The organism is Streptomyces sp. NBC_00576 (assembly GCF_036345175.1).
GTDB lineage: Bacteria > Actinomycetota > Actinomycetes > Streptomycetales > Streptomycetaceae > Streptomyces.
The window spans coordinates 9,761,824-9,788,420 of sequence record NZ_CP107780.1; the positions used below are offsets into that span (position 1 = coordinate 9,761,824).

18 protein-coding genes and 3 pseudogenes are annotated in these 26,597 nt (G+C 69.9%); 4 read left to right on the top strand and 17 right to left on the bottom strand.

The window, feature by feature from the left end:
- Positions 1-77: 77 nt before the first annotated feature.
- The 3 genes from OG734_RS42470 to OG734_RS42480 form a co-directional block, all read right to left on the bottom strand.
- Positions 78-1,592: a glycoside hydrolase family 43 protein gene (locus OG734_RS42470; protein WP_330292704.1), complete on the bottom strand. Its 1,515-nt coding sequence runs from the start codon at positions 1,590-1,592 to the stop codon at positions 78-80.
- Between the two features lie 43 nt (positions 1,593-1,635).
- Positions 1,636-3,777, bottom strand: a complete 2,142-nt coding sequence (locus OG734_RS42475; protein WP_330292705.1) for a glycoside hydrolase family 36 protein — start codon at positions 3,775-3,777, stop codon at positions 1,636-1,638.
- Positions 3,778-3,839: 62 nt separating this feature from the next.
- On the bottom strand, positions 3,840-5,825 hold the full coding sequence (locus OG734_RS42480; RefSeq protein ID WP_330292706.1) for a beta-galactosidase: 1,986 nt from the start codon (positions 5,823-5,825) through the stop codon (positions 3,840-3,842).
- A gap of 594 nt (positions 5,826-6,419) precedes the next feature.
- Here OG734_RS42480 and OG734_RS42485 point away from each other — a divergent pair.
- Positions 6,420-6,608: pseudogene (locus OG734_RS42485) on the top strand (aldehyde dehydrogenase family protein); the annotation flags it as partial.
- A 1-nt stretch (position 6,609) separates the two neighbouring features.
- Here OG734_RS42485 and OG734_RS42490 read toward each other — a convergent pair.
- From OG734_RS42490 to solA, 9 genes are all read right to left on the bottom strand, one after another.
- Complete coding sequence (locus tag OG734_RS42490) at positions 6,610-7,593, bottom strand: D-2-hydroxyacid dehydrogenase (protein WP_330292707.1); 984 nt, start codon at positions 7,591-7,593, stop codon at positions 6,610-6,612.
- A 1-nt stretch (position 7,594) separates the two neighbouring features.
- Positions 7,595-9,046 (bottom strand): NAD-dependent succinate-semialdehyde dehydrogenase, encoded by a 1,452-nt coding sequence (locus OG734_RS42495; protein ID WP_330292708.1) that lies wholly within the window; start codon positions 9,044-9,046, stop codon positions 7,595-7,597.
- Between the two features lie 45 nt (positions 9,047-9,091).
- Positions 9,092-10,372: an NAD(P)/FAD-dependent oxidoreductase gene (locus OG734_RS42500; protein WP_330292709.1), complete on the bottom strand. Its 1,281-nt coding sequence runs from the start codon at positions 10,370-10,372 to the stop codon at positions 9,092-9,094.
- Positions 10,373-10,404: 32 nt separating this feature from the next.
- Positions 10,405-11,244, bottom strand: a complete 840-nt coding sequence (locus OG734_RS42505; protein WP_330292710.1) for an ABC transporter permease — start codon at positions 11,242-11,244, stop codon at positions 10,405-10,407.
- Positions 11,241-12,143 carry an ABC transporter permease gene (locus OG734_RS42510; RefSeq protein ID WP_330292711.1) on the bottom strand — a complete coding sequence of 301 codons (903 nt, stop codon included), beginning with the start codon at positions 12,141-12,143 and terminating at the stop codon, positions 11,241-11,243. Before OG734_RS42510 ends, OG734_RS42505 begins: the two co-directional genes overlap by 4 nt.
- A 3-nt stretch (positions 12,144-12,146) precedes the next feature.
- Positions 12,147-13,292 (bottom strand): ABC transporter ATP-binding protein, encoded by a 1,146-nt coding sequence (locus OG734_RS42515; RefSeq protein WP_330293993.1) that lies wholly within the window; start codon positions 13,290-13,292, stop codon positions 12,147-12,149.
- A 13-nt stretch (positions 13,293-13,305) separates the two neighbouring features.
- Positions 13,306-14,403, bottom strand: a complete 1,098-nt coding sequence (locus OG734_RS42520) for a polyamine ABC transporter substrate-binding protein (RefSeq protein ID WP_330292712.1) — start codon at positions 14,401-14,403, stop codon at positions 13,306-13,308.
- Positions 14,404-14,518: 115 nt separating this feature from the next.
- A complete protein-coding gene (locus tag OG734_RS42525) occupies positions 14,519-15,193 on the bottom strand; it encodes a haloacid dehalogenase type II (protein ID WP_330292713.1) in 675 nt (224 codons plus the stop codon).
- Between the two features lie 117 nt (positions 15,194-15,310).
- The gene (gene solA / locus OG734_RS42530; RefSeq protein ID WP_330292714.1) at positions 15,311-16,447 is read right to left on the bottom strand and encodes an N-methyl-L-tryptophan oxidase; all 1,137 of its coding nucleotides are present in this window, start codon (positions 16,445-16,447) and stop codon (positions 15,311-15,313) included.
- Between the two features lie 279 nt (positions 16,448-16,726).
- Between solA and OG734_RS42535 the strand changes: the two genes are divergently transcribed.
- Positions 16,727-18,349: a PucR family transcriptional regulator gene (locus tag OG734_RS42535; RefSeq protein ID WP_330292715.1), complete on the top strand. Its 1,623-nt coding sequence runs from the start codon at positions 16,727-16,729 to the stop codon at positions 18,347-18,349.
- A gap of 90 nt (positions 18,350-18,439) precedes the next feature.
- Here the strand turns inward: OG734_RS42535 and OG734_RS42540 are convergent.
- Positions 18,440-18,652 (bottom strand): annotated as a pseudogene (locus tag OG734_RS42540) (isocitrate/isopropylmalate family dehydrogenase); the annotation flags it as partial.
- Positions 18,626-18,733: pseudogene (locus OG734_RS48180) on the bottom strand (LysR family transcriptional regulator); the annotation flags it as partial. The pseudogenes OG734_RS48180 and OG734_RS42540, both read right to left, overlap by 27 nt.
- Before the next feature lie 19 nt (positions 18,734-18,752).
- Here OG734_RS48180 and OG734_RS42545 point away from each other — a divergent pair.
- Together OG734_RS42545 and trpC are read left to right on the top strand one after the other, a co-directional pair.
- Positions 18,753-18,902 carry a hypothetical protein gene (locus OG734_RS42545; protein ID WP_330292717.1) on the top strand — a complete coding sequence of 50 codons (150 nt, stop codon included), beginning with the start codon at positions 18,753-18,755 and terminating at the stop codon, positions 18,900-18,902.
- Positions 18,899-19,684 (top strand): indole-3-glycerol phosphate synthase TrpC, encoded by a 786-nt coding sequence (gene trpC / locus OG734_RS42550; protein ID WP_330292718.1) that lies wholly within the window; start codon positions 18,899-18,901, stop codon positions 19,682-19,684. The genes OG734_RS42545 and trpC overlap by 4 nt, the downstream gene beginning before the upstream one ends.
- 51 nt (positions 19,685-19,735) lie before the next feature.
- Here trpC and OG734_RS42555 read toward each other — a convergent pair whose 3' ends face one another.
- The 3 genes from OG734_RS42555 to OG734_RS42565 all read right to left on the bottom strand — a co-directional run bounded on the left by OG734_RS42555 (position 19,736) and on the right by OG734_RS42565 (position 26,466).
- On the bottom strand, positions 19,736-22,201 hold the full coding sequence (locus OG734_RS42555) for a SpoIIE family protein phosphatase (protein ID WP_330292719.1): 2,466 nt from the start codon (positions 22,199-22,201) through the stop codon (positions 19,736-19,738).
- Positions 22,202-22,525: 324 nt separating this feature from the next.
- Positions 22,526-24,085 (bottom strand): RICIN domain-containing protein, encoded by a 1,560-nt coding sequence (locus OG734_RS42560; RefSeq protein WP_330292720.1) that lies wholly within the window; start codon positions 24,083-24,085, stop codon positions 22,526-22,528.
- A gap of 149 nt (positions 24,086-24,234) precedes the next feature.
- Complete coding sequence (locus OG734_RS42565) at positions 24,235-26,466, bottom strand: alpha-L-fucosidase (RefSeq protein WP_330292721.1); 2,232 nt, start codon at positions 26,464-26,466, stop codon at positions 24,235-24,237.
- Between the last annotated feature and the right edge of the window lie 131 nt (positions 26,467-26,597).

The window sequence follows — 26,597 nt, forward strand, 5'->3', positions numbered from 1 at the left end:
CGGCCACGGTTGCCGGCTCTCGTCGCCACATGACGGAGCGTCCTGCGGCTCGGTCAGCAGCGGGAGGAGGGCCTGGTTCAGCCGTCGAGGGGCTCGTAGTCGAACCAGTCGAAGTGCACGGTGCCGGTCGCGGCGTACATGCCGATGACCCGGCCCGTGAAGCCGCCGGCGACCTCGGTCGACAGGTAGCGGCCGTCGAGGGTCGCGAGCTCCGTGAGGGTGCCGTCGGACTGCTCTACGCCGAGGGAGACGACGTCGGGTCCGGTGCACGGCCCGTGCGGAGTCGACGGTTCCGTGATCGTGACGGCGAGGACCACCGGCCCGGCGGGCACGGACTGTTCGGCCACGACCGTGCGCAGGGAGCCGACGCGCGCGACCACCCGCACCCGCGTGCCGGACACCTCGATCTCGTAGTGGTGCTGCTCGTCGAGCCGCACGGCGAGGCCACCGCTTCCCTCTGTGGCATCGACCAGCGTGCGCGCTCGGCACGACAGGTGCTGCTGGCGCCGGCCGGTGAACACCACGTCGGGCTCGTCCAGGGAGGCGCTCCGCGCGCGGAGCGTCAGCCATCCGGGGCGCTCCTTGGTGGTGCAGTGTTGGGCGGGCCGGTCGCGCAGGGAGATCCAGGACGGCCGCAGTTCGGCGCGCTCGAAGTCGTCCCGCTGCTCCTCGACAGGGCTGGGGGAGAGCGGCCACGGGAGCTCGGGCAGGTCCAGGGCGACCTCGCCGACGACCGGCCAGTCGTCCACCCAGGTCACGGGGGCCAGGAAGGTCTCCCGCCCGAGCACGTGCCAGCCCGGGGTGCCGCCGTGCGGCCGTACGCCGAGGAACACCATCCACCAGGAGCCGTCGGGGCCTTGGACCAGGTCGGCGTGGCCGGTGTTCTGGACGGGGTGGTCGGTGCCGCGGTGGGTGAGGATCGGGTTGGCCGGGCACGCCTCGAACGGGCCGGCGGGTGTACGGCCGCGGGCGATCGAGACGCCGTGGCAGCGCTCGGTGCCGCCCTCGGCGATAAGCAGGTACCAGTAGTCGCCGATCCGGTACAGGTGCGGCGCCTCCGGGGCCTTGGCGCCGGGCCCGCCGGACCAGAGCCTGTGCGGTGCTCCGTACGTCTGCCCGGTGGACGGGTCGATACGGACCTGCGAGACGCCGGCGACCGTGCACCAGCAGGTGCCGTCCTCGTCCCAGACCAGGTCGGGATCGATGCCGGGCACGCCCGGCGCCCAGATCGGGTCCGACCACGGTCCGGCGGGGTCGGTGGCCGTGACGATCAGGTTGCCGCCCCCCTCGCTGCAGTTGGTGACGATCAGCCAGAAGCGGCCGTCGTGCTGGCGCAGGGTGGGGGCGTAGATCCCGCCGGAGGACGGCATGGAGGCGGGCAGCCGCAGCTGCTCCGGCCGGTCCAGGGCGTTGCCGATCTGCGTCCAGTGCACCAGGTCACGGCTGTGGAAGAGCGGCACTCCGGGGAAGTACTCGAAGCTGGAGCAGGCAAGGTAGTAGTCGTCGCCGACGCGGCAGACGCTGGGGTCGGGATGGAAGCCGGGGATCACGGGGTTGGCGGGGCGTTCGTCCGGCAGGCGCAGAGGGGGCACCCGATAGGTCCTCTCGTCGATTCGTGCTGCGGGTGTGGGGTGGTCAGGAGGCATCGGCGTCCGTGGGAGTGATGCGGAGCAGAACGGCGGACGGCGCGGTGGGCAGGGTCAGGCTCAGCTCGGCCGTGTCGGGCGTCCAGGCGGAAACAGCCCGGCTGGCCGAGGGATAGAGCAGGTCGACACCGGCGGCGATGTCCCGCAGGTGGGGCAGGTGAAGGGTCGCCGTGGCGTCGGCTCCGGGGCGGCGCCAGACGGTGAGGTAGGTGGCAGCGGGGGTGCGCAGGGCCAGGGCGATCCAGGGGGCGTCCCAGCCGGGAAGACCCAGCGGCCAGGACGGCACGGCTTGCGGCAGGTCTGCGCGGATGGCCTTGTACACCGCTACCGCCTCGTGGACCAGGGCGCGGGCCTCCGGCTCGAGTTCGGGAATGCGACCGGAGAGATGGATCCGGCCGAGGAGGGCGTTGGCCATGGTGAAGGCCACCTCGTCGAGAGAGTCCTCCGGCTCGGGGTAGGCCCAGACGGCGCCCTGTTCGGGGGTGACGGCAGCGGGAGCGGAGGCCGCGATGGGCGCGTACAGCTGGAGGTTCTGCTGGTCGCTGGTGGACTGCAACTGCATCCGGGACAGCAGCGCGTGGTCCCAGCGCATGCCGCCGGAGGAGCAGTTCTCCAGCACCAGGTGCGGGTAGCGGTCCAGGACGCCGTCGAGCCAGTCGAGTTGGGCGCGGTTGTGGCCGAGCAGTCCGGCGGCCGGCGTCTCGCCGGGGTGGGCGCTGGTGCCGGAGCCGGGGTCGATGTTGTGGTCGAGTTTGAGGTAGCCGACGCCCCACTCGCCGACCAGGCGGTCCACGACCTGGTCCAGGTGCGCACGGGCGGCGGGGTGGCGCAGATCCAGGTGGTGACGGCCGGTCTCGGTGACGCGGATGCCGTCGCGGCGGAAGAACGCCTCGTCGGGCAGGGACTCGGCCATGGGGCTGCGTACGCCGATCACCTCCGGCTCCAGCCACAGCCCGGGAACCATGCCGCGCTCCCGGATCCGGTCCAGCACCTCGTGGATCCCGCGTTCCCCGGGGAAACGGGAGGAGGCCGGCTCCCAGACGCCGACGCTGTCCCACCAGCCGCCGTTCTCGCCGTCGTACCAGCCGGCGTCGATGACGAAGTACTCCGCGCCCGCGTCGGCCGCCGCGTCGATGTGCGGCAGCAGTTTCTCTGTCGTGGGGTCGCCCATCAGGCAGTTCATGTAGTCGTTGAAGATGACGGGCAGCCGCTGGTGGTCGCCATGCGGGCGGCGATGGGCGCGGCGGTAGCGGGTGAGCGCGGCGAACGCCTCGTCCGGGCCGCCGCCGTCGCTGAAGGCGAGCGCGGCGGGCACGGTACGGAAGACGGCGCCGGGTTCAAGGGAGTGCCGCCAGCCGTGGTGGCTGTCGGTGGGTCCGAACAGGGCCGCGTAGGCCGCCTTGTCCTGCTCTTCGCATTCCCAGCGCCAGCCCCCGCCGTTGTGCTCGATCTGCCACACCCAGGTGCGGCCGGTACGCCGGTCCGTCAGGCCGCCCATGGGGAGGTGTCCGCAACTGGACCAGGTGCCCTGTCCGTTCAGGGCGAAGCCGGCTTTGCCGTGCCCGTTGCTCACGCGTCCGCTGTGGACCGGTGTGGTGAGGCGCATCGGCTGTCGCTGCCAGCGGCATTCGGTGAGCCAGTCGTTCTCCGCCCACAGCAGGTCCGCGGCGTCGATGGCCGCCGGGTCCTGCGGGGTGAGGCCGCCCACCGCGAGCGAGCTGACCGACTCGAGGTGCAGCGCGGTCTGCCCTTCGTTGCGCAGGGTCACCTCACCGCGGAGCACAGCGATGCCGTCCGGTGATCGGTAGGACACCTCCGCGACCAGCCCGGTCTCGGGGTCGTGGAGTTCGACGGTGAGCACGTGCCAGTCGGCGTCGCGGGTTGCCTGGTGCGCGCGGTACCGCAGCCGTCCGCCGAGGGACGTGTGAATGAGGCGACTGCCCGACCAGTAGCGGCCGTGGCCCGCGGCCGTCACCTCCACCAGTGGCAGCGCGGACCGGGAGTGCCGCTCGGGAGGTGTCCCGCCGGGGAGGCCGACATATGTGAGGCGGGCGGTGCCGTCTTCGCCGACACCGATCTCGACTTCCAGGGCGTGGTGACCCCAGCGGAGAATCTGCGGTGCGCTGGTCATGGCTGCCTTTCTGTGGGGCAGAGGGGGACTGGGCTCTGGGCTCCGTGCCCGGTGTTCTCTGCTCAGGCGATACGGAGTACGGCGCAGCCGCCGGCGGGCAGCTCGGACACCGGGCCGCCCGTGAGGAGGTCGTGGGCGGGCTCTGGCAAGGGCACGGGTTCAGCGCGGTGATTGATCAGGAAGCGCCAGCGGCGGCCGTCCGGGCTGTGTCGGGTGACGGCCTCGACCTGCGGGGGCAGGCCCGGCGTCTCGGGGCCCACTCCGGCCTCGTCGAGCAGCCGGGCGAACAGGGCGCCGTAACCGGCGTCGGTGAGATGGGTCGAGAGATACCACCCCTGCCCGGTGCCGAAGCGATGACGGGTCAGCGCCGGGCTGCCGGTGAGCATCCCGTGGGTGTAGGCGGCGAGCGACTCGGCGCCCTCGGCGCGCAGGGACTCGCTCCAGGCGGTGCCCTGTGTTCCGTCCGACAGGGTGATCAGCTCGCCGCGCCGCAGCGGCCGGTACTCCTCGACGCGGATGCCCAGCGCCTCGCGCAGGGGAGCGGCCGGGTAGCCGCCGAGGCGGGCGTGGAGGCGCTCGTCGGTGTAACCGCTCGCATGCTGGACGAGAAGGGTCCCGCCGCCGGCGACGTATCGGCGCAGCTTCTCGGACGCCGAGTCGGAGAGGAGGAACAGGGCCGGTGCGACGACGAGCGGGTAGTGGCTCAACTCGTGTTCGGGGTGGGCGAAGTCGGCCGTGACGCCGGCGTCCCACAGGATGCGGTGCGCCCTGCCGAGTGTCGCGTGGTAGTCGAGTTCCGGGGATGGCAGGCCGTCCACGCCGAGTGCCCACCACGCATCCGGGTCGTGCAGGACGGCCACCTGCGCGGACACCGTCGATCCCGCCAACTCGCCGAGGCGAGCGACCGCCTCCCCGGTCTGCGTGACCTCGCGGAAGATCCGGCTGTCGGGTCCCGCGTGCGGCACCATCCCCGAGTGCCAGGTCTCGGCGCCGGCCCGGGACTGCCGCCACTGGAAGAAGAGGGCGCCCTCGGAGCCGCGGGCGATGTGGCCGAGGGTGTGGCGCATGATGTCACCGGGGTCCTTGGCGAGGACCCGGTCACCGTCGTAGACGGTGCTGGTGCCCTGCTCCATCAGCAGCCAGGGACGGCCGCCGCCCAGTGAACGGGCGCGATCCGCATGGAAGGCGACGTCGGCGGCGGCGGCCAGGCCGGGCGATCCGGGGTACTGGTCGACAGTGACCACGTCGAGTTCCCGGGCGAGGCCCCACACGTCGGTGTTCTGGTACGCGGGCAGCATCAGGTTGGTGGTCACCGGCCGGTCGCTGTGCGCGCGGATCGCGTCACGCTGCTCGCAGTAGGCGGCGGTGACCTCGTCGGCCCAGAAGCGGCGGAAGTCCAGCTCCTGGCCGGGGTTCTGGTGCCAGTTCGTCGCACGCGGCGGCAGCACCTGTTCCCACGAGGTGTAGCGCTGACTCCAGAAGGCCGTTCCCCACGCCTCGTTGAGGACGTCCAGCGAGCCGTGGCGGGCGCGCAGCCACACCCGGAAGGAGGCAGCGGTGTGGTCGCAGTAGCACAGGGTGGCGTACTCGTTGTGCACGTGCCACAGCGCGAGAGCGGGATGGTCGCCGTAGCGTTCGGCGAGCGCCCCGGCGATCCGGCGGGCCGCGTTGCGGTACGCCGGTGCGGTGAGGCAGTACGTGTCCCGGCTGCCGTGGATGAGACGCGTGCCGTCGGGCCCGACCATCAGCGCGTCCGGGTGGGCCAGAGTGAACCAGGGGGGCGGAGAGGCGGTGGGGGTGGCCAGGTCGACGGCCACGTCGTTCGCGTGCAGGCGCTCCAGGTGGGCGTCCAGCCAGGCGAAGTCGTAGCGGCCCTCCTCCGGTTCCAGCAGCGCCCAGGAGAAGACGCCGACGGTGGCCAGATTGACCCTGGCCCTGCGCATCAGCTCGTCGTCCTCCTGCCACACCGGCTCGTCCCACTGCTCGGGGTTGTAGTCCCCGCCGAAGGCCAGGCCACCCAGGCGGTCGGTGATGCTACGAGTCGTCATGACGGTTCCTCGGGTACGGAGAGGCGAGTCCTGCTGGGCCATCGACCCCTGCGGCCTTCCTGCGGCGGCTGTCGAAGCGCTTCACTTCAGGCGTAAGTTAACGGGCAACTTTCGTGGGAAACAAGGGCCTCTGCCGCGCCGATACTTTCCTTTGCAGGTCCATTGACAGCCTGTCAGGACGAATGGCATCGTCGAAGCGCTTCGACATCTATGCCGGGAGCCAGCTCCACACTTGGTTTCCGCGGGGCGTGCGCCGTGGGCTCGGCGGCCTTTCCGCCACTGACCGGCGTGATACCGCACCCGTACGATCCGGCCGTCGCCGCGCCTGATCGACATGCTGTGCTCCCGGTGCCGGCGGGCCGCCGCAGGGGGCTGCCTGGCGCGGGATGTCCACGAAGCTTTCCTCGGTCGCTCAGCCGCTCGGCCGGGCGCGGGCTTGAGGGCATCGGCGGGTCAGAGCACCGCCTCGTGGAAGGACCGGTCCGGGGGTAGGGGCTGGCCGGGTGGAGTGGCCTCGGCGACGCGGGTCGCCTGCGGCGCCCGGGTGGACGCCGCGGACGGCGCCACCATGCCCGTCGACAACCCAGCGACCGGCGCTTGCCCGAGCGTATGGGCGCGCTCGTGGTGGGACCCGGCACCCGGGACGGTGTCGACGTCGGCCCGCTGATCGACAGGGCCGGAGTCGCCGCGGTCGAGGAACTGGTGTCCGACGCGGTGGAGCGTGGCGCCCGGGTCCTCGTCGGCGGTCGTAGACCGGAGGGCCCGGGCTGCTTCTACCCGCCTTTCAGGCGGGGTGCGTCTCGTCGATCACGTACCCGCGCCGCTTGTCCACCACGTTGCGCAGCGGCCGGCCCTCGATGTGCCGGGTGAGGTTGTCGAGGAACACCTCGACGAGGGCCTCCCGCTCGCTGGTGGTCTCGCCCGCCGTGTGCGGGGAGATCATCACGCCGGGCATGTCCCACAGGGGTGACTCGGCAGGCAGCGGTTCCTGGGCGAACACGTCCAGGGCTGCGCCGGCGAGCCGTCCGGCGGCGAGGTGGTCGACCAGCGCCTCCTCGTCGACGAGTCCGCCCCGGCCGACGTTGACCAGCCGGGCCCCCGGCTTCATCGCGGCCAGCACGGGGGCGTCGACCATGCCCCGGGTGTCCTGGGTGAGTGGGGCGGCCAGGACGACGTAGTCCGCCTCCGCCAGGGCTGCGTGCAGGGTGGCGGAGGCGTGGACCGTGCCGAAGTCCGGGTGGTCCGTGCGGGCCCTGCGCCCCGCGCCGCAGACCCGCATGCCGGCGGCCCGCAGCAGCCGGGCGACGGCCCGGCCGATCGGACCCGTGCCCCAGACCAGCGCGGTGCGGCCGGTGATGCCGTCACTGGGACGTGGACGCCACTCCCGGCGCCGCTGGTGCTCCCAGGTGCCGGGGAAGTCCTTGGCGAGGGCGAGGATCAGACCGAGGACGTACTCGGCGGTCGGCTGGTCGTAGACGCCGCGGGCGTTGGTGAGAACGACGCCCGGATCGTCCACCAGGGCCGGGAAGAGAAACGAGTCCACTCCCGCGGAGGACGCGTGGACCCACCGGGGTGCCTTATCGGGATTGTCGGGCCAGGCTTCGCGGATGGCCGGGGTGATGGTCACCCAGGCCAGGAGGGCGTCGGCACCGGGGAGGAGATAGGGGAGTTCCTCCTCGGTGGCGTAGACGGTGTCCGCGAGCCGCTCGATGAGTCCTGTGGCGGGAGGCCGGTTGCCCCGGTAGAGGACGACGAGGCGGTCGGCCATGTCAGGCTCCGGTGGGGACGGCGATGTACTTGTACTCGAGGAACTCGTCGATGCCGACGCGTCCGCCTTCGCGGCCCAGACCGGACTGCTTGACGCCGCCGAAGGGGGCGGCTGGGTTGGAGACCAGCCCGGTGTTGAGGCCGATCATGCCGCTTTCGAGGCGTTCGGCGACGCGCAGGGCGCGGTCGAGGTTCTGGGTGAACAGGTAGGCCGCCAGGCCGAATTCGGTGTCGTTGGCGGCGGCTGTGGCCTCGTCCTCGGTGTCGAAGGTACGGATCGCGGCGACCGGGCCGAAGATCTCCGTGTCGGTGATCGCGGAGTCGGGGGCGATGCCGGTGAGGACGGTGGGCGGGTAGAAGCACCCCGGCCCCTCGGGGAGTTCACCGCCGGTCAGGACGGTGGCGCCGCGCTTGACGGCGTCCCGCACCAGGTCATGGGCCTTGCTGCGGCCGGCGGCGTCGATGAGCGGGCCCACGTCGGTGCCGGGTTCGGTGCCGGGCCCGACCTTCAGAGCGGCCATGCGGGCGGCGAGGCGGGTGGCGAACTCCTCGGCGATGGAGGTGTGGACGTAGATGCGGTTGGCCGCGCAGCAGGATTCGCCCATGTTGCGCATCTTGGCGACCATGGTGCCTTCGATGGCCACGTCGAGGTCGGCGTCGTCGAAGACGATGAGAGGGGCGTTGCCGCCGAGTTCCATGGAGGTGCGGATGACGGCGTCGGCGCACTGGGCCAGCAGGATCCGGCCGACCTGGGTGGAGCCGGTGAAGGAGAGCTTGCGGATCTTCCCGCCGCGCAGCAGGGGTTCGACGACGCCGGCGGCGTCGGTGGTGGTGACGATGTTCAGCACACCGGCAGGCAGACCCGCTTCGGTGAGGATCTCCGCCAGGGCGAGGCTGGCCAGGGGGGTCTGGGGGGCGGGTTTGAGAATGATGGTGCAGCCGGCGGCGATTGCGGGGCCGATCTTGCGGGTGCCCATCGCCAGAGGGAAGTTCCAGGGGGTGATGAGCAGGCAGGGGCCGACGGGCTGGCGGCTGACCAGCAGGCGGTTCCTGCCGTCGGGGGCGGTGGTCAACCCGCCGTCGATACGGACGGCTTCCTCGGAGAACCAGCGGAAGAACTCCGCCGCGTAGGCGACTTCGGCACGTGCCTCGGCCAGGGGCTTGCCCATCTCCAGGGTCATCAGCAGCGCGAGGTCCTCGGTGCGCGCGATGATGATGTCGTAGGCGCGGCGCAGGATCTCGCTGCGCACCCGGGGCGCGGTGGCGGCCCAGGCGGCCTGTGCGGCGACCGCCGCCTCGACGGCACGCCGGCCGTCGGCGGGTGAGGCGTCGGCGACCTGGCACAGTTCCTCGCCGGTGGCCGGGTTGTCGACGGACAGGGTCCGGCCGGACTCGGCGTCCTGCCAACCGCCGCCTATGAACAGCTGCTTGGGAACATCACGGACGACAGTCATCGTGGGTATCTCCTTGTATGTACTGGTGGAGGGGCTGCCGACCGGTCAGCGGATGCGGTCCAGCGTCTTGTAGTAGGCGCCCGCGAAGGGCAGGAACCAGGCAGTGCCGTTGTAGAGGGGGATGCGGGGCGGGGCCAGGTCGCGGACGGGGCTGACCTCGGGGTGGCCGTCCATCACCTCGGCCATGACCTGCCCCATGTGCGTGGCCATCTGCACGCCGTGGCCCGCGTATCCCATGGAGTAGTGGACGCCGTCCTCGGTCTGCCCGGCGTGCACGATGCGGTCCATCGCGAAACCGACGGAGCCGCCCCACACGTACTCGACCTTCGTCCGGGCGAGTTGGGGGAAGATCTCGCACATCTCACGGAACAGAACGGCCCCGCTCTTCTTGTCCGAGGTGGGGTCGGACGGCGCGAAACGGGCACGGCCGCCGAACAGCAGCCGGTTGTCCGGGGTGAGCCGGAAGTAGTGGCAGACCTGGTTGGAGTCGACGAGGAGGCGGCCCTTCGGGATGATCTCCCGGGCGAGCTCCTCACCGAGCGGCTCGGTCACGATGATGAAGCTGCCCACGCTGACCTGCTGGCGGCGCAGCCACGGGAAGTTCTTGTCGGTGTAGGCGTCGGTGGCCATCATGACCTGCCCGGCGCGGATCACACCGCGCTCGGTGCTGACCTCGAACCGGTCGGCGGCGGTACGGCGCACGCCGATGGCCGCGTTGCGCTCGTGGATCTCGACACCGGTGCGCTCGCACGCCTCGGCCATACCGCGTACGAAGCGGCCGACGTGCAGTGCGGCGCTGAACGGGTCGAGCAGGCCGCCGTGGTAGGCGTCGGATCCGATCTCGGAACGCAGCTCGGACTTACCGATCAGGGTGGTCTCGTGTCCGAAGTACTTGGCCAGGTCGCGCTGTTGGGCCTTCTTGCTCTCGAAGTGCGCGGGGCGGGACGCGAGGCCCAGGCGTCCGACGCGGCGGAACTGACAGTCGATGGACTCCTCGTTCACGAGCCGCTCGACGGTGTCCACGGCCTCGCCGTAGGAGTTGTACATCTCGCGGGCCCGTTCGAGTCCGTACCGGCGGATGGCCTGGCGTACACCGATGGTGAAGCCCAGGTTGGCCATGCCGCCGTTGCGGGCGGAGGCACCGGAGCCGATCTGGCCCTTCTCGACAAGGGTGACGCGGGCGCCCTTGCGGGCGGAGTGGAGGGCGGTGGACAGACCCGTCAGGCCGGCGCCGACGACCACCAGGTCGGTGTCCTCGGTCAGCGGCTTGCCGGACCGGTCGGGAAACACCCCAGCGGTTTCGATCCAGTAGGGAATCGTCTTCATTTCGGGTCCTCTGCGGGGAGTTTCGAGGTGGCTCAGGTGAGGGGTTCGACGGGGAGGACGTTCTGGCCGCCTCGGTGGCCGCCGAGTTTGCGGACGAGGGCGACCAGGGCGAGGGCGAGGATGGCCAGGGCGATGAGGACCGCGCTGACCGCGGTGACGGTCGGGTCGACGTCGAACTGCAGCGCGTTGAAGACCAGGACCGGCAGGGTGCGGGTGTCGGGGGTCGACATGAACTGGGCGATGAAGAACTCGTCGAAGCTGGTGATGAACGAGAACACCGCGGCGGCGATCAACCCGGGTGTGGCCAGGGGGAAGGTGATGCGCCGGGCGATGGTGAGGCGGCTGGCGCCCATGCTGGCCGCCGCGTCCTCCAGCCGTTCGTCGATGCCCCTCAGCGTGGAGATCATGATGAGGATGGCGATGGGCGCGGCGAGCACGGTGTGGCCGAGGGCGATTGCCAGCGGGCTGCCGAGCATGCCGACGGGTTCGAAGAAGAGGAACAGGCCGAGGGCGATGACTACTTGGGGGATGAGCAGCGGGGCGAGGACGAGACCGTAGACGGCTGCGTGCAGGGGCAGTCGGCCGCGGGCCAGGGCGGTGGCGGCGGTGGCGCCCAGGATGAGGGAGAACACGGTGGTGAGGGCGGCGATGAGGCTGGACAGGGCGATGGAGGTGGCCCAGTTGCCGCCGGGCGCGGCCATCTGCTCGTACCAGTGGGTGCTGTACTCCTTGGGCGGGAAGGTGCCGATGCCGTCGGCGCCGAAGGACGTGACCAGGATGATGACGATGGGCATCGCCAGGAAGAGCAGGATCGCGGTGGCGCTGATCGCGCGGCCGATGTGTCCGGCCCGGGTGGCGGGCAGTTCCATCATGAGCTGCTCCTTCGTGCGTGTGCCTTGGCGCGGCGGAGCTTGGCCAGGCCGAGCACGCCCAGCCCGGCGAAGGTGAGCAGGAGCAGGATGACGCCGAAGGCGGCGGCCGAGTTCCACTGGTCCTGCTTCATCACCTGCTGGTCGATCAGCGCCGCGACGACGGTCTGTTTGGCGCCGCCCATCAGCGCGGGGGTGATGTAGTAGCCCAGGCAGAGGATGAAGCTGAGCAGCCCCGCGGTGCCGATCCCGGCCGCGACCAGCGGCAGGTAGATCCTGCGGAAGATGGTGAACCGGCTCGCGCCGAAGCCTGCCGCCGCGGCCAGGAGCCGGCCGTCGACGCCCCGCATCACGCCCTGCAGGACGAGGACGGTGTAGGGCAGCATCACCGAAGTGGTCCCGATGACGACACCGGTCTCGTTGTAGAGCAGCGAGAACGGGGCTCCGGGCACGTGCAGGGAAGTCAACAGCGTGTTGATGAGGCCGTGTTCACCGAGCATGATGATCCAGCCGTAGGTGCGTACCAGGGCACTGATGAAGTGCGGCACGACCACGATCAGCATGGCCAGCGCGGCGAAGACGGGCCGCATCCGGGCGATGGCGTGCGCCAGGACGAAACCCACCAGGAGACTGAGTACGGCGGTCTCCGCGGAGATCCGGAGGGTGGAGAGCAGCACGGACAGGTTCACGCCGCTGAGCGCGTCGGCGTACCAGTGCAGGGTGAATCCGCCACTGTCACCCTTGAGACTGAGGGAGAGCACCCCGATGATCGGGTACACGAACAGCACCAGCAGGAACACCGTGACGGGGACGGCGTTGACCAGGGCGATCCGGGAGCGGTGCCCGCGCATCGCGGAAGTTTTCACACGCACCTTGGTGGGTGCGAGAGCGGTGTCGGCCACGACTCACCCTCCGTCCGTGGCGTCGAAGACGCTGACGTCGTCCCGGTCGGCGGTGACACACACCCGTTCGCCGGTGCGCGGCGGGACGGCGGCGGTCTCGATCCGCAGCGGCGGCGTCCCCGGAGCGGCACCGTCCAGGCGGACGGTGATCCGGGTGAGCGAGCCGACATAGACGGCCGTCTCGACCGTGCCGGTACAGCAGCCCTCCTCGGCACCGACCAGGCGCAGCTTGCCCGGCCGTACCGCGGCGCGCACGCTCTGTCCGGGCACGCAGGGATGGGCGCGGGCCGTGAGGACGCCGCCGGTGTCCAGCCGCACCTGGGTGCAGTCGTCTGCTCCACCGTCCTCGACCTTGCCGGTGAGGAAGTTGGCGGCGCCCAGGAAGTCGGCGACGAACGGGGTACGGGGGCGTTCGAACAGGCCGCGTGGGGTGTCGAACTGCTCGATACGGCCGTCCTTCATGATGGCGATCCGGTCCGACAGGACCAGCGCTTCCTCCTGATCGTGCGTGACGTAGATGACGGTCAGGCCGAGTTCGCGCTGGATGGACTTGATCTCGGTCTGCATCTGGTCGCGGAGCCTCTTGTCCAGCGCACCCAGCGGTTCGTCCATCAGGACGATCGGGGGGCGATAGACCAGGACCCGGCACAGGGCGACGCGCTGCTGCTGGCCACCGGAGAGCTCACGGGGCTTGCGGCCGGCGAACTTCGACAGGCCTGCCGCCTCCAGCGTCTCCCCGACCCGGCGGCGGATCTCCGCCTTGTCCACCCCCCGCAGTTGCAGGGGGAAGGCGACGTTCTCGGCGACCGTCATATGGGGGAAGAGCAGGTACTGCTGGAAGACGAAACCGAAGTCACGCTTGCCCGGATTGAGCCGGGTGATGTCATGGCCGTCCACTGCGACGGAGCCGGAGTCGGGTTCGGTGAACCCGGCCAGCATCATCAGGGTGGTCGTCTTGCCGGAGCCCGACGAGCCGAGGAAGGTGACGAACTCACCGGCCGCGATCTCCATGTCCACGCCGTCGACCACCGTCGTCCCGGCGTAGGACTTGCGCAGCCCCGTCACCGACAGCGACTTGCCCGTCGGTGAGGAGGAGTGAGGGGCCAGGGCAGCGGCGAGGTCGTCGGCGGACAGCTTTCCGGCGGTCATGCTCTGGGTCCGCTCAGGCATCGGCCCACTCCTGCCAGCGCTTGGTGACGGCGTCACGGTTCTTGTCCCACCAGGTGGCATCGGCATCGAACCCGGTCTTGAGGTTCTGCGGCGAGGTCGGCAGTGTGGCCAGGACGTCGTCCGAGATCAGTTTGGTTGCCGCCGGGACGACCGGGCCGCCGGTGGGGCTGAGCTTGGCGAACGCCGCCTGCACCTCGGGACGCAGCGAGAAGTCGATCAGCTTGTAGGCCGCGTCCGTGTTGTCCGCGCCCTTCGGGATGCCCCAGCCGTTGGTCATCCTGCGGGCGCCGTTCCACTGGTAGGCGACCGGCTGGCCCTGCTTGATCAGTTCATCCGCGCGGCCACCCCACATGGAGGTCATGACGACCTCCTTGCGGCCGAGCAGGACGGCCGGCAGGGCGCCGGTGTTCCAGAACTTCTTCACATCGCCGCGGATCCGCGACATCGACGCGAACGCCCGGTCCACATCCAGCGGGTACAGCCTGTCCAGCGGCACACCGTCGGCCAGCAGCGCGAACTCCAGCTCCGGCAGGTCGGCGTCCGCGCTCTGCAGCGAGCGGGGGCCGCTGAAGGCGTCCGTGTTCCAGAAGTCGGCCCAGCTCTTCGGGACCCGCTTGAGGCTGTCGGTGCGGTAGGCCATCACACTCGCCCACACGTTCTTGCCGACCGCGTGTTCCGGCAGGTTGTGCTCCGCGATCCCGGCGCCCTTGACACTTTTCAGCCGGTCATGGTCCACCGGCTCCAGACACTCCAGCCCCGCCATCTTCTGGAAGTTCAGCAGTGTGTTGTCCAGCAGGTCCACCTGCGGGCGGCCCTGCTTGACCTGGGCGATGATCTGCGCCGACTGGTAGTTGACCGTCGTGACCGTGATGCCGGTCTCCTTGGCGAACGGCTCGTAGATCGCCTTGGTCAGAGCGTCGTTGTAGGCGCCGCCGCTGTTGCTGACGACGAGCTTCTTCTTACCGCCGCCCGACGAACCGCGGCTGTCGCCGGTGCCCATGAGGGTGCCGCAGCCGGTCACCGCGGTGGCGGCGGCCAGCGCGCCTGCGGTGCGAAGTACGGTTCTGCGGCCTATCCGGTTGGCTTCCATCGGGCGCCTCCTGGTGATGGGTGTGGATTCGGGGGAACGGAAAACGCTGGGGTGGGGGGGGTGGGGGTGTGAGGGTCCTTTGGGGCTGTCCGTGCGGGACGGGGTGCGTCGCGAGTCAGATGCCGAGCATCAGGTTGAGCTCGTCCAGGGACTTCACCGGCACATAGCCGTAGCCGTCGGTGACCGGGTCGTAGCCGCGGTCCAGGAGGATCAGGTTGCGGAAGCCCATGTCGTGCATCGGCATCAGGTCGTAGCGGGTGTGCGAGGAGACGTGCACGAAGTCCTCGGGGGACGCGTCGAGCTGGTCGAGCATGTACTCGAACGCGGCGTACCGGGGCTTGTAGTAGCCGGCCTGTTCCGCGGTGTAGACCGCGTGGAAGTCCGCCCCGAGCCGGGGCACGCTCTGCTCCAGGAAGGAGTCCTCGGCGTTGGAGAAGATCACCAGCTTGTAGTTCTCGCCCATCTTCTTCAGCGGTTCCGGCACGTCGGCGTGCGGGCCCCAGCTGCGCACGCCTTCCGCGAACCGCTTGCCCGCGTCCGGCGCCGCCTTCACACCCCACTTGCGGCAGACCCGCTCGAAGGAGTCCTGGAGCACCTGCTCGTAGGGGTAGTACTCGCCGCAGACCTGGTCGTAGCGGTAGCCGCGGAACTCCCGGACGAACTGGTCCCACTGTTCGGCGGGGATCTGGTCGCCGACGAGCTCACGCGTGATGGGGGTCATCGGCCACTCGATCAACGTGCCGTAGCAGTCGAACGAGACGTACTTCGGGCGGAAGGAGGGATTACTCATGAGGGTGCTCCACTCTTTGCTTCGGGGAACTGGATATGGCCGGTGCGTGCCTTTTTGGGCATGCCCATGACAGAGGTGTCGAGGTGGAGGGGGCGATGCCGTCGACATCGCCGGGGATCAGGCGGCGCCGACTCCTGCCGGAGCGAGGAAGCCGACGGGGTGATCAGTGGTGCCGTCGAGCGCCAGGTCGGCGGCGATCTCTCCCATCGCGGGCGAGAGCTTGAAGCCGCTGCCGGAGAAACCGGCCATGACGATGATGTCGTCCTCGCCGGGGAGATGACCGACGAGCGGGTTTCCGGACTCCGTGTAGCCCTCCATGTAGGCCGACACCCTGATGGGGTCGGGGTTCAGGTCGGGCATGAGTTCGCTGATGAGCTCGTGGAAGGTGCCGAGTTCTTCGGGGCGGACGGTACGGTCGAGCCGTTCGGGCTCGGGCACCGGCAGATGGCGTGCGAAGGAGAGACCGAGCTTGACGGAGATGCCGTCGGGCGACGGGAGCCCGAAGCAGTCGTGGGGTGTGGCGCGCACGAAGGAGGGAGCCCCGCCCGCGAACCAGTCGTGGCGGGTGGGCAGGTGCCAGGAGCAGATCACCCGGCGGACGTCGACGGTTCGTGGGAGGTCCGGGAGCAGTGTGTTGATCCAGGGGCCCACGGTCACCACCGCGGCGTCCACGTGGTCCGTGCCGTGGTCGGTGACGATCTGCACGCCGCCTCCCGCCGCGGGAACGACCTCCCGCACCGGGGTGTAGCGGTTCAGCCGGGCGCCCAGCTGTTCGGCGCGGGTGGCGGCCGCCTGGACCGAAGCCTCGGGCCTGATGATGGCGCCCATCCGGTCGAGTACGGCGGTGTGCCCCTCCGGGAGACGATGCTGCGGGTAGCGACGGGCGAGGGTGTCCCGGTCCAGTACCTCGTGATCCAGACGATGGGTGGCGCTGGAGGAGAGGAGGAGGCGCATGGACAGTGAGGCGGTCTCTCCCATCACGAGGCAGCCGCTGCGGCGTCGCAGCGACCGGCCCGTCTCCGCCTGGAGTTGCTCCCACAGCCCGTCCGCGAGCCGCAGCAGCGGAATGTACCCGGGGTCGCCGAGATGGACGGCTCGGAAGATACGGCTCTCGCCTCCGGCCGCGCCGCGGTCATGACCCGGCGCGTACCGGTCGTAGCCGATGACCTCGGCTCCGCGGGCCGCCAGTCGCCACATGGCCTGGCTGCCCATGCTGCCGGCACCGATCACGGCGACGCGCTTCGGGATACGCATGAGGTCGCTCCTTTCGATGGTGTGGCCCGGGTGGCAGTAGGGCCCCAGAACGGTGCGGACACCGTGTGGACCCTTCCGGTTCGGGTTCCGGTGGGGATGGCGTTCACTTTCGTCCCGGGGGAACCTGCAGGTCAACCCACACTGTGTTCCACCTTGGGGCCTTCTTGAGACGGTCTGTCACTGCGGACGGCCGGACTCCACAAAATGCCGGCACCCTCTTGTAACGGTGAGTGGCCGGTGCGAGGGTGAGCCCGATCCCCTCGGCTGAAAGCACTCCCTATGCCGCCCAGACGTCCCGCAACCGGGCACTTCCCCACCATCGCGGAGGTACTGCGCCTGCCCGTGCTTGCCGAAGGGATGCCGCGCGTGCTGGCCGGTGAGGCACAGCTGGACAGGGCGGTGCGCTGGGTACATGTCACCGAGCTGCTCAACCCCGCCGACTTCCTGGAGGGCGGCGAGCTGGTGCTGACGACCGGCATGCCGTACCCCGAGGACCCCTCCGAGCTGCGGGACTACGTCGACCAGCTCGCCGACGTCGGCGCGGCCGGTCTGATCGTGGAGCTCGGTTACCGGTACCGGAAGGTGCCCGACGAGCTGGTGGCGGCGTGCCGTGCCCGTGAAGTGCCGCTGGTCGAGCTGGCCCGTGGCGTCCGGTTCATCGACGTCACGCAGACGGTGCACGCGCTCATCCTTGACGCCCAGGGAGCCCTGCTGCGGCGCGGGAGGGACATCCAGGACGTCTTCACCGCCCTGACACTGCGGGGCGCGGATCCCGAGGAACTGGTGCACACCACCGCGGAGCTCACCGGAGCCCCCGTGGTGCTGGAGGATCTCAACCACCGGGTCCTGATGTGCGAGCTGCTCGGCCGGCCGTACGAGCCGGTGGTGTCGGCCTGGTCGCGGCGCTCGCGGGCCGCCCCGACGCCGGAGAGGATCACGCCGAGCGGCCCGGAAGGGTGGCTGATCGCGCCGGTGCAGGACCACCACGGGCTGTGGGGGCGGCTGGTCCTGCTGGAGGGCCGGCTGAACGCCGAGCCCGACCCGGAACACGTCCTGGTGCTGGAGCGTGCGGCGGTCGCGCTGACCATGGCGCGCCTGGCCGGGCCGGCCTGGTGGGAGCGCCGGGCCCACCGCTCCGTACTGCGGGACCTGTACGAACGGCGCTTCCGCTCCCCCGCGGACGCGCGCGCCCGCGCCGAGGCACTGGGGCTCCCGGCCCTCGGGCACCGGCTCTTCGCCGTGGTCATCCGCCACACGTGCACCGGCACCGAGGGTGAGCACCTCGACGAACGTATCGCGAAGGCGCTGGCGCATACCGGCGTCCGCGCTCTGATCGGCGAGACGGCCCCTGGCCGGATCGGCGTACTTCTGGCACTGGCACAGGCGAGCGCCTGGCAGCCGGTCGCCGAGCGGATCGGCCGTCTGACCCGGGAGGAGCTTGGACCGGAGGCCGTCGTCGCCGTCGGTCCCGGGGTGACCGACCTCGCCGGGATCGCCCGGTCGTGGCAGGAGGCCGAGCAGACGGCCGAGGCCATCACACCGGCCTCCCCGGAGCGGTGGTTCTACGTCCCCGCCGACGTCCGGCTGCCGGAGTTGCTGGGCGTCCTGCGGGAGGACACCCGTCTTCAGCGGTACGCGGAACGGCAACTGACCCGCCTCATCGAGCACGACGATCGCAACAGTGGCGATCTGCTCCAGGCACTGCGCGCCTATCTGGCGGCGGCCGGGAACAAGTCGGTTGCGGCGAAACTCGCCGGCATGTCCCGGCAGGCGTACTACCAGCGCCTCCACACCATCGAACGGCTCCTCGGCTGCGACCTGGAATCAGGTCTGCAGCGCACGTCCCTGCACGTCGCGGTACTGGTCCTGGACGCGCGCGAAGCAGCTGTTCCCGGCGCGTGACGGGCACGCCGGTCGTCAGAGAGAGGGCGCGGGAGTGCCCGGTGAGCGGTGGGCGGCGTCGTCCCTGCCGCCCACCGAGGGGGAGACGGCTCAGAGAAGCCCGATCAGCTTGTCGGTGAATTCGGCGGTGCTCGCGGTTCCGCCCAGGTCACGGGTGCGGATATCGGTCTTGGCCAGGACCGAGGCGATCGTGTCCGTGATGTCCCTGGCCGCGGCGGGATGGCCGAGGTGGTCGAGCATCATGGCTGCGGACCAGATCGCGCCCAGCGGGTTGGCGATGCCCTGGCCCGCGATGTCGGGCGCGACGTACAGAGCCGAGGCCGCACGGTTGAACCCCCCACGATCGACAATCGCAAGGAAGTACTCCAGCTGCCGAATGTCCATACGCGCCCTCTGTCCCTCAATGCACTTCACCGAGTATCCGCAGCAGGTCAGTTCCCGCGCCCAGAGCCAGGCCGATACGCTCGCCATGATCGATCCGGACAACCTGCGTTCTGAGGCCGGCTCGGACGTGGGTGATGGATCAGACCATTCGACAGGGAGAGTGCAGTGACCGTTCTCGACGGGATCCTCGCGGGAGTTCGCGAAGACCTGGAACAACGCAAGAGCGCGACGCCGTTGGCGGAGTTGCGCTCCCGGGCAGCGGACGCGGCACCAGCGCTTGACCCCTTGCCCGCTTTCCGCGCGCCCGGGGTGTCCATCATCGCCGAGGTGAAGCGAAAGAGCCCCAGCAAGGGCGCGCTGGCGGACATCCCCGACCCTGCGTCCCTCGCGGCCCAGTACGCGGCCGGCGGTGCCGCAGCGATCAGCGTGCTCACCGAGAACAGGCGGTTCGGCGGCTCTCTCGCCGATCTGGACGCCGTACGTGCCCGGGTCGATGTGCCCGTCCTGCGCAAGGACTTCATCGTCGACCCCTACCAGCTGTGGGAAGCTCGCGCACACGGCGCCGATCTTGCGCTTCTCATGGTCGTGTCGCTGGACGACAGCCAGCTCAAGGACTTGATGGGGCTCTGCGAAGAGTTGGGTCTCACGCCGCTCGTGGAGGCGCACACGGCCGACGAAGTGCGGCGCGCTGCCGCCGCGGGAGCTGAGCTTCTCGGCATCAACGCGCGGGACCTGACAACGCTGGACGTGAATCGCACCGTGTTCGCCGACCTCGTGACGGGCATCCCCGAAGGCACGGTCAGGGTCGCGGAATCAGGAGTGACGGGCCCGAAGGACGTCGCGGAGTACCGCGGTTGGGGAGCCGACGTGGTGCTGGTCGGCGAGGCACTGGTCCGCTCGGGGGACCCGAGCACCGCCGTGCGCGAGTTCATCGGGGCCGCCGGGGCGTGATCACCTCGTGTGAGATCCGGGAGCCCGGCGACAGCCGGCCGGGCTCGGATCTCATCGCGGCTCGGGCTCGGGCTCGGGCTCGGTGAGGGTCTGTGCGCACCAGATCGTCTTGCCGTCGGTGGTGTGCCGGGTACCCCACCCCTGGGTGAGCTGGGCGACGAGCAGCAGGCCCCGGCCGCCCTCGTCGAAGGCGCGCGCCCGGCGTAGGTGCGGTGCGGTGTTGCTGGCGTCGGACACCTCGCAGATCAGGGAGGTGTCGCGAATCAGCCGCAGCCTGATCGGGGGCTCGCCGTATCTGATGGCGTTGGTGACCAGCTCGCTGACGACCAGTTCGGTGACGAACGACGCCTCCTCCAGGCCCCAGGCCTCCAACTGGTCGAGGGAGAACTTCCTGGCGCGCGGCACCTGCGCGGGGTCGGGTTCGACGGCCCAGTCGGCGACATGCTGGGGATCCAGCGCGTGAGTGCGAGCGAGCAGCAGGGCGGCGTCGTCGGTGCGGCGTTCGAGAAGCATGGCGTCCATCACCGTGTCGCAGAGGCCCTCCAGTGAGGTTGCCGCATGGTTGAGGACCCGCAGCAGTTCGGCGATCCCCTCGTCGACGTCGCGCTCGCGGTTTTCCAGCAGTCCGTCGGTGTAGAGGGCGAGGAGGCTGCCCTCGGGCAGTTCGAGTTCGGTGGCCTCGAAAGGCAGCCCGCCAATGCCGAGCGGTGGTCCCGGCTGTGCGGGTGCCGGGGTCCTGGTGCCGTCCGGGGAGATGATCAGCGGCAGCGGATGACCTGCGCTGGCCAGCGTGAAGCGGCGGGAGACCGGGTCGTAGACGGTGAACAGGCAGGTGGCCCCGAACTCGCCGGTCGGCTGGAAGTGGCCGGCGGGCTGCAGGTCGCTGGCGAGGTGGATGACCAGGTCGTCCAGGTGGGTCAGCAGCTCGTCCGGCGGCAGGTCCACGTCGGCGAGCGTGCGGACCGCCGTACGCAACCGGCCCATGCTGGCCGCGGCGTGCAGGCCGTGACCGACCACGTCGCCGACGACCAGGGCGACCCGGGCACCGGAGAGCGGAATGATGTCGAACCAGTCACCGCCCACCTCCGCGTCGGTCCCGGCGGGCAGGTAGCGGGACGCCACGTCGACCGCCTCCTGGATCGGCGGCCCCTGCGGAAGCAGGCTGCGTTGCAGGGTCAGCGCGGTCGTGCGCTCGCGCGAGTACCGGCGGGCGTTGTCGATGGCGACGGCTGCCTTGGCGGTCAGCTCTTCGGCGAGGATCAGGTCGTCGGCGGTGAAGGCCTCGGGCCGGTCGCTGCGGGAGAACGCGACGACGCCGAGCAGCGCGCCGCGGGCCCGGAGCGGCACGGTGATCCGGCCGGTCAGTCCGTCCGCGGCGATGGACGCGTCGACCAGCGGGTTGCCCGGCGGCCAGTGGGCCGGGTCGGCGGCGAGCCCGGGCCCGAAGGCCCATTCGCCACCCTCGCCCGGTTCGGTTGCGAGCTGAACCGTGGATCTGCCGCTGGCCATGCAGCGGACGGCGACGGAACCGGGAGCGTGACTGACCGGCACCGGGAGCCCGGGAGCCCGGTCGGTGTCACCCGTCGCGCTGTGCTGGGCGGCGCGACTGAACACGATGCCTTCGCCGGAGACGGAGGTGGGAGAAAGAGGCGGTTCCTCTCCGCGCAGCACCTCGTCGAAGAGGTCCACGGTGACGAGGTCGACGAATCCCGGTACGGGGGTCCTGGCCAGTTCCTGGGCGGTGCCGATCACGTCGAGTGTCCGGCCGATGCCACGACTGGCCTCGTTGAGCATGAGCAGGCGCTGCCTGGCCCAGTACTCGGCGCTCATGTCGAATCCCCAGTTGGCGACCCCGCGGACCCTGCCCTCCGCATCCCGGACGGGCCAGATGCTGGTGGCCCAGGCGTTGGCGTAGTCACTGCCGAGCGGGCGGAAGACGGTGATGAGACGTGCGGGCTTGCCCGTCCTTGCCACTTCGGAGAGCTGGTCGGTGTAGGGCTTGTCGTCCCTTTCGGGAAACAGCTCGCGGTCGAATTCGGGAAACAGCTCGCGGTACTTCTTACCGAGCACTTGCTCCTCGGAGTGCGCTATCACCCGGCCCGAGGAGGCGTTGATCCATAGAAACCGCAGCTCAGGGTCGTAGACGCCCAGAGCGAAGGGGCACTGTTCGAAGGCCAGGTCGGCGATCACCGGGCGGCATTCCCAGCACTGGACGGTCACCGCATGGCCCAGCGCCCGGCCGTCGGCGCCGAACAGAGGGTGAGCCGACACCATGGCGTCCACCGTGGAGCCGTCCCGGTGACGCAAGGGGATGAGCCCCGTGTCGTCGGCGCCGCTCCCGTAGCTCTCGGGGAAGCCGGGTGGTGGGGGAGCGGCCAGCAGGTCGGTCACGGGGCGCCCGACGGTGTCCTCCGCCGTCCAGCCCAGCAGCAGCCGCCCGCTCTCGCTCCAGCCGCTCACTACGCCGTCCGGGTCCACCACAAGCGCGGCAGCGCGGGCATCGTGCTTGCCGGCCATGTCCACGCGCCTCGCCTCCGTCCGGACAGCTGTGCCCGCCAGGGCTGGTTTCCAGCCGCGAATTCCAGCCTAGGTCCGCATCTGCTTCACGGCGCTCCGGCCGGTGCGTGCCCGGCCGCCGGGTGCGGGACCGAGCGGGGCGGGCGCCTGCGCCTGCGCCCAAGAGACCGGCGGACCGGGGTTCGCCAACCCCGGTCCGCCGCACGGCCTGGTCGACAAGGCCGCGTACCAGCTCTCCGACGCTGAGTCGGGGTCGAGCCGCACCACATCAGGAGCCGGATGTCCCGTAGCCGGGTCTGTGGTGCTCCTTGGCGGCCGGTGGCGTCACCAGCTCATCGGCAGACCGGCGATGAACGAGGTGAGCCGGTCGGCGATGAGCCGGTCGTCGTGGGCCGAGTAGTGCCAGTCGCAGCCGAGGAAGTCCAGGCCCGAGTCGTCGAGGGACCAGTAGCGGACCCGGCTGTCGCCGGCGTCGTTGCGCGCCTTGACCACCTGCTGGACATGGCCGGCGTACTGGCTGGCGCCTATCGCCACGATGGTCGTGCCGGCCCCGTAGCGCGTGCGCAACTTCTGGATGAAGTCGCCGTAGGCGCTGCGGTAGGCGGCAGCGAGGCTCTCCGGCGTCCACGGCTCCCCGGGGTTGACGGCGGTCGAGAAGTCGTTGGTGCCGAGGTTGATCACCACGAGCCGGGGCCGCCAGGTGCCCGGGTTCTGCCAGACGTCGCCGGACACGTTCAGCAGGGCACGGTCGTAGAAGGTCCGGTACGTGACGTCCGACGAACCTCCGTTGTAGTTGCGCACCATGCCAAGGCCCGAGTAGCCGTTGATCTGGTAGTCGGCGTTCAGCTGCCGGGCGGTGAGGGCGCCGTAGCTCACGTCGGAGTTGGTGTTCCGCTTGAGCTGGTCCCAGGTGCAGGTGCGCGAGGTCGAGAGGTTGCCGTAGCCCACCGTGAGTGAGTCGCCGATGAACTCGATCTGGCGGTTGCGGGCGGCCGGTTTGCTCAGTACGGCACCGCCGGGCGCGGCGACGAAGCCTCCGAAGGTGCTGGTGTCGCCCGGGGTGTCGTTGCGCTTGACGAGCCGGACGGTGTGCGCGCTGTTCGACAGGCCGTTGATCCAGTGCGTGGTGTTGCCGGGCGTGACGAGCGTGGCGACGGTGGCTCCGTCGATCTGGACGTCGTAGTCGGCGGCCGAGTCGCCCAGCACGATGCCCACGCCGGTGCCGCTGACGCGGCCCTCGAAGTACACGCCGGGCCAGCCGTACTGCACGGTGTTCCCGGCGTCCTTGACCCGCCCCGCGGTGTGCACCTGCGCGAGCACTCCTGTCGTGCGGACCAGTTGCCACTGCTGGTTGGCCGCGCCCCGGTCGGTGAACTGTACGACCTTGGCTCCGTCCGCGGTCGAGGCGTTGTCGACCTCGACGGCCTTGCCGCTGTTGCGGTTGAGCAGACGGACGTAACCGTCCGGGGCATCGGCCAGCCGGAACTGCTGGTTGGTGCCGCCCGCATCACTCCACTGGACGATGTCCGCGTGGTCGGCGCTGGAGTAGTTCAGGACGTCCAGCACCTTGCCGGAGTGCTGCGCCTTCAGCCGGTAGTAGCCACCACCCGAGTCGACGAACCGGAACCGCTGGTTGGCTCCGTCATGGCGGGTCCACTGCGACAGGGCCGCCCCATCGCCGGTGCTTCCTCCCGACACGTCGAGCGCCTTGCCGCTGCCACGGTTGACCAGCACGTATGACGCGTTCGTGTCCACGGTGGCCGCCTGCGCCCTCCCGGCGGCACCGAGCCCGGTCAGGAGCGCCACCAGTAAGGCGGTCACCGTGAGCAGCACCCCCGTACGCCTCCCACGGCCCCACCGGGACGCACCTAATGTCATATGCATGCCATCTCCCTGAATTCGTGTCCCTTCACCGAGTGTGGCCACCCGTCCCCCGGGACACGAGCCCCGCGACAGGCACATTCGCGTCGAAGTCCGAACCGTTGGGCCGTCGTCGCTGTTGCAGGTCCGTCAGCGGCAGCGGGCTCCGTCGGCTACTGCGCGGTGAAGGCCCACAGCAGGTTGGTGCTGCTGCCGTAGGTCCACTGCTTGGTGTTGGAGCCGGAGTCGACGTTGCCGCCGCCGTCGAGGACCAGGCCGGTGGTGCGGTTGGCGATCGAGTAGCGCTCCCCGCCGCGGTGGGTGATGGTCCACTGCTGGTTGCTGCTGCCGTTCCAGGCGGCCTGTCTGGCCGGGGAGCCGTCGGCGGTGGCGCCCCAGCCGTCGGCGACCATGCCGTTCGTGCGGTTGACCAGCCTGTAGTAGCCGCCGCTGACAGCCTCCGCATGCCACTGCAGGTTCGAACTGCCGTCCCAGGACCACTGCTTGAGGTTGGAGCCGGAGTCGACGTTGCCGCCGCTGTCCAGGGCGAGGCCGTTGGTGGCGTTGGTGATCCGGAAGTACGTCGCCGGGTTGAACTGGACCTTCAGTGAGGTGATCTGGTCATTGTTGCCGGTGACCCTGAGGTCGGGGTTGTCGGCGGTGAACGTCCAGGAGGTGCCGGTGAAGTTGTCTCCGGTGTAGCCGATCACCTGGTAGCCGGGGGCCAGCCGGAGGGAGGAAAGGGTGCGCGTGGCCAGCCCGGCCGCGGTCAGGTCGGTCGCGGTGTAGTCGCCGAGGGCGAGCACGGCGTAGCCGCCGGTGTAGTTGACGTCCTTGAATGCGAGGGCGTCGGCCAGCGGCCGCAGGCCGGGGATGGTGCCGGAGAAGTTGAGCTTCAGGACGTAGGCGTTGGCGCTGTACGGCGCGGAGGACGGCAGGGTGACCGTGAGGCCGGAGGCGTTCTGGGCCGGGGTGGGCAGGTCGATGTAGGTGTCGGCGGTGGTGCCGAGGAGCTTCACCGAGGTCAACGAGGAGAGGTTGATCCGGTCCGAGCTGAGGGTCTTGATCGTCAGCGAGCTGCCGGGCCAGCCCAGGACGGTGGCGTACAGGACGTTGTTCGCCTTGTTGCGGGTGAAGCGGATGTCCTGCGCGGTGCCGGCCGTCGGCCTGGTGAACGCACCGCCGCCCATCTTCGTCGGGCCCTCGCCGTACGCCGTCCAGGCGCGGGTCGCGTACACCGACTCGCCGAAGCGCTTCAGGTGGTCTCCGATACCGAGCAGGATGTCCTTCTGCGCCTGGGGGATGGTGCCGTCGGCCATCGGTGCGATGTTCAGCAGCACGTTGCCGTTCTTGCTGACCCGGTCGATGAACGAGTGCAGCATCTGCTGGACCGTGTAGTAGCCGATGCCCTGGGTGTAGCACCAGCTGCTGCTGGAGATGCTGTCGTCGGTCAGCCAGTACGGCGTGGTGAGGTCGGCCGGGCCGCCGCGCTCGTAGTCGAAGACCTCGCCCTTGCCGTTCATGCCGTCCTTGTAGGTGGCGACGACTTCACGGCCCCAGCTGTTGGCCTGGTTGTAGTAGTAGGACAGGAAGTTCAGGCGCTGGGTCTCGTCGACGGCGTCCAGCTTGAAGTCCTGCCACAGGATGTCGGGCTGGGAGCGGTCGATGACCTCCTTTAGTTTGTCGTACCAGAGCTGGTTCTCCGCGGCCGGGCCCAGCTGCCCGTAGAGCTTCTTGAGGGTGGGGTCCGTCTGGGCGGGGGCGAATTCGTAGAAGCCGTTGAAGTGGTAGGCGTGGTGCATGGCCACCAGTAGCTTCAGGCCCCTGGCGCGGATGGCCGTGGAGAACAGCCGCAGCAGGTCAAGACCGGGGCCCTTGTCCACCGAGTTCCACTCGTTGACCTGGCTGTCCCACATCGAGAAGCCGTCATGGTGCTCGGCGACCGGACCGGCGAACCTCGCGCCCGCGTCGACGAACAGCTGCACCCACTCGTCGGGGTCGAACTTCCCGCCGGCCGACTTCAGCTTCGGCGCGAACTTAACGAAGTTGCCCGCCAGGTCCTGTGCCCCGTTGATGAAGTTGTGGTACGGCCATGCCGAGGGCTGGCCGTAGGTCGCGATGTGGTGCTGGTTGGCGTTGTTCCCGCTCTCGTACATGTTGCGCGGGTACCACTCGTTGCCGAAGGCGGGGACGCTGAAGACGCCCCAGTGGAAGTAGATCCCGAACTTCGCGTCCTGGAACCACTCCGGAGCCGGCGGGTGCTGGTCGACCGAGTTCCAGTCGGGCGTATACGTGCTGGGCGCCGCCTGGGCGACGCCGGCGCTGAACACACCTCCGGCAACGGCCGCCGCAGCCACACAGGTGGCGCCGGCCAGGAAACTGCGCCTGTGGATCGAACTCGACATGTACACATCCCTAAAGCGGAAGAGGGCTGGGCGAATTGCAGGGCCACGCATGAAGGTCGGTCATGTCGCCATGGGATGTCAACCAGCGTGCAGGGATGAAAGTGCCCATCACCTTGGGTGAATTGCCTGGT

What these genes read in the sequence shown, in the direction of transcription:
- OG734_RS42505 (WP_330292710.1), bottom strand. Translation starts at nt 11,244, where the DNA reads ATGATGGAACTGCCCGCCACCCGGGCCGGACACATCGGCCGCGCGATC.
- OG734_RS42525 (WP_330292713.1), bottom strand. Translation starts at nt 15,193, where the DNA reads ATGAGTAATCCCTCCTTCCGCCCGAAGTACGTCTCGTTCGACTGCTAC.
- OG734_RS42560 (WP_330292720.1), bottom strand. Translation starts at nt 24,085, where the DNA reads ATGCATATGACATTAGGTGCGTCCCGGTGGGGCCGTGGGAGGCGTACG.
- OG734_RS42535 (WP_330292715.1), top strand. Translation starts at nt 16,727, where the DNA reads ATGCCGCCCAGACGTCCCGCAACCGGGCACTTCCCCACCATCGCGGAG.
- solA (WP_330292714.1), bottom strand. Translation starts at nt 16,447, where the DNA reads ATGCGTATCCCGAAGCGCGTCGCCGTGATCGGTGCCGGCAGCATGGGC.
- OG734_RS42490 (WP_330292707.1), bottom strand. Translation starts at nt 7,593, where the DNA reads ATGGCCGACCGCCTCGTCGTCCTCTACCGGGGCAACCGGCCTCCCGCC.
- OG734_RS42520 (WP_330292712.1), bottom strand. Translation starts at nt 14,403, where the DNA reads ATGGAAGCCAACCGGATAGGCCGCAGAACCGTACTTCGCACCGCAGGC.
- OG734_RS42480 (WP_330292706.1), bottom strand. Translation starts at nt 5,825, where the DNA reads ATGACGACTCGTAGCATCACCGACCGCCTGGGTGGCCTGGCCTTCGGC.
- OG734_RS42545 (WP_330292717.1), top strand. Translation starts at nt 18,753, where the DNA reads ATGCACTTCACCGAGTATCCGCAGCAGGTCAGTTCCCGCGCCCAGAGC.
- OG734_RS42555 (WP_330292719.1), bottom strand. Translation starts at nt 22,201, where the DNA reads ATGGCCGGCAAGCACGATGCCCGCGCTGCCGCGCTTGTGGTGGACCCG.
- OG734_RS42475 (WP_330292705.1), bottom strand. Translation starts at nt 3,777, where the DNA reads ATGACCAGCGCACCGCAGATTCTCCGCTGGGGTCACCACGCCCTGGAA.
- OG734_RS42500 (WP_330292709.1), bottom strand. Translation starts at nt 10,372, where the DNA reads ATGAAGACGATTCCCTACTGGATCGAAACCGCTGGGGTGTTTCCCGAC.
- OG734_RS42565 (WP_330292721.1), bottom strand. Translation starts at nt 26,466, where the DNA reads ATGTCGAGTTCGATCCACAGGCGCAGTTTCCTGGCCGGCGCCACCTGT.
- OG734_RS42515 (WP_330293993.1), bottom strand. Translation starts at nt 13,292, where the DNA reads ATGACCGCCGGAAAGCTGTCCGCCGACGACCTCGCCGCTGCCCTGGCC.
- OG734_RS42495 (WP_330292708.1), bottom strand. Translation starts at nt 9,046, where the DNA reads ATGACTGTCGTCCGTGATGTTCCCAAGCAGCTGTTCATAGGCGGCGGT.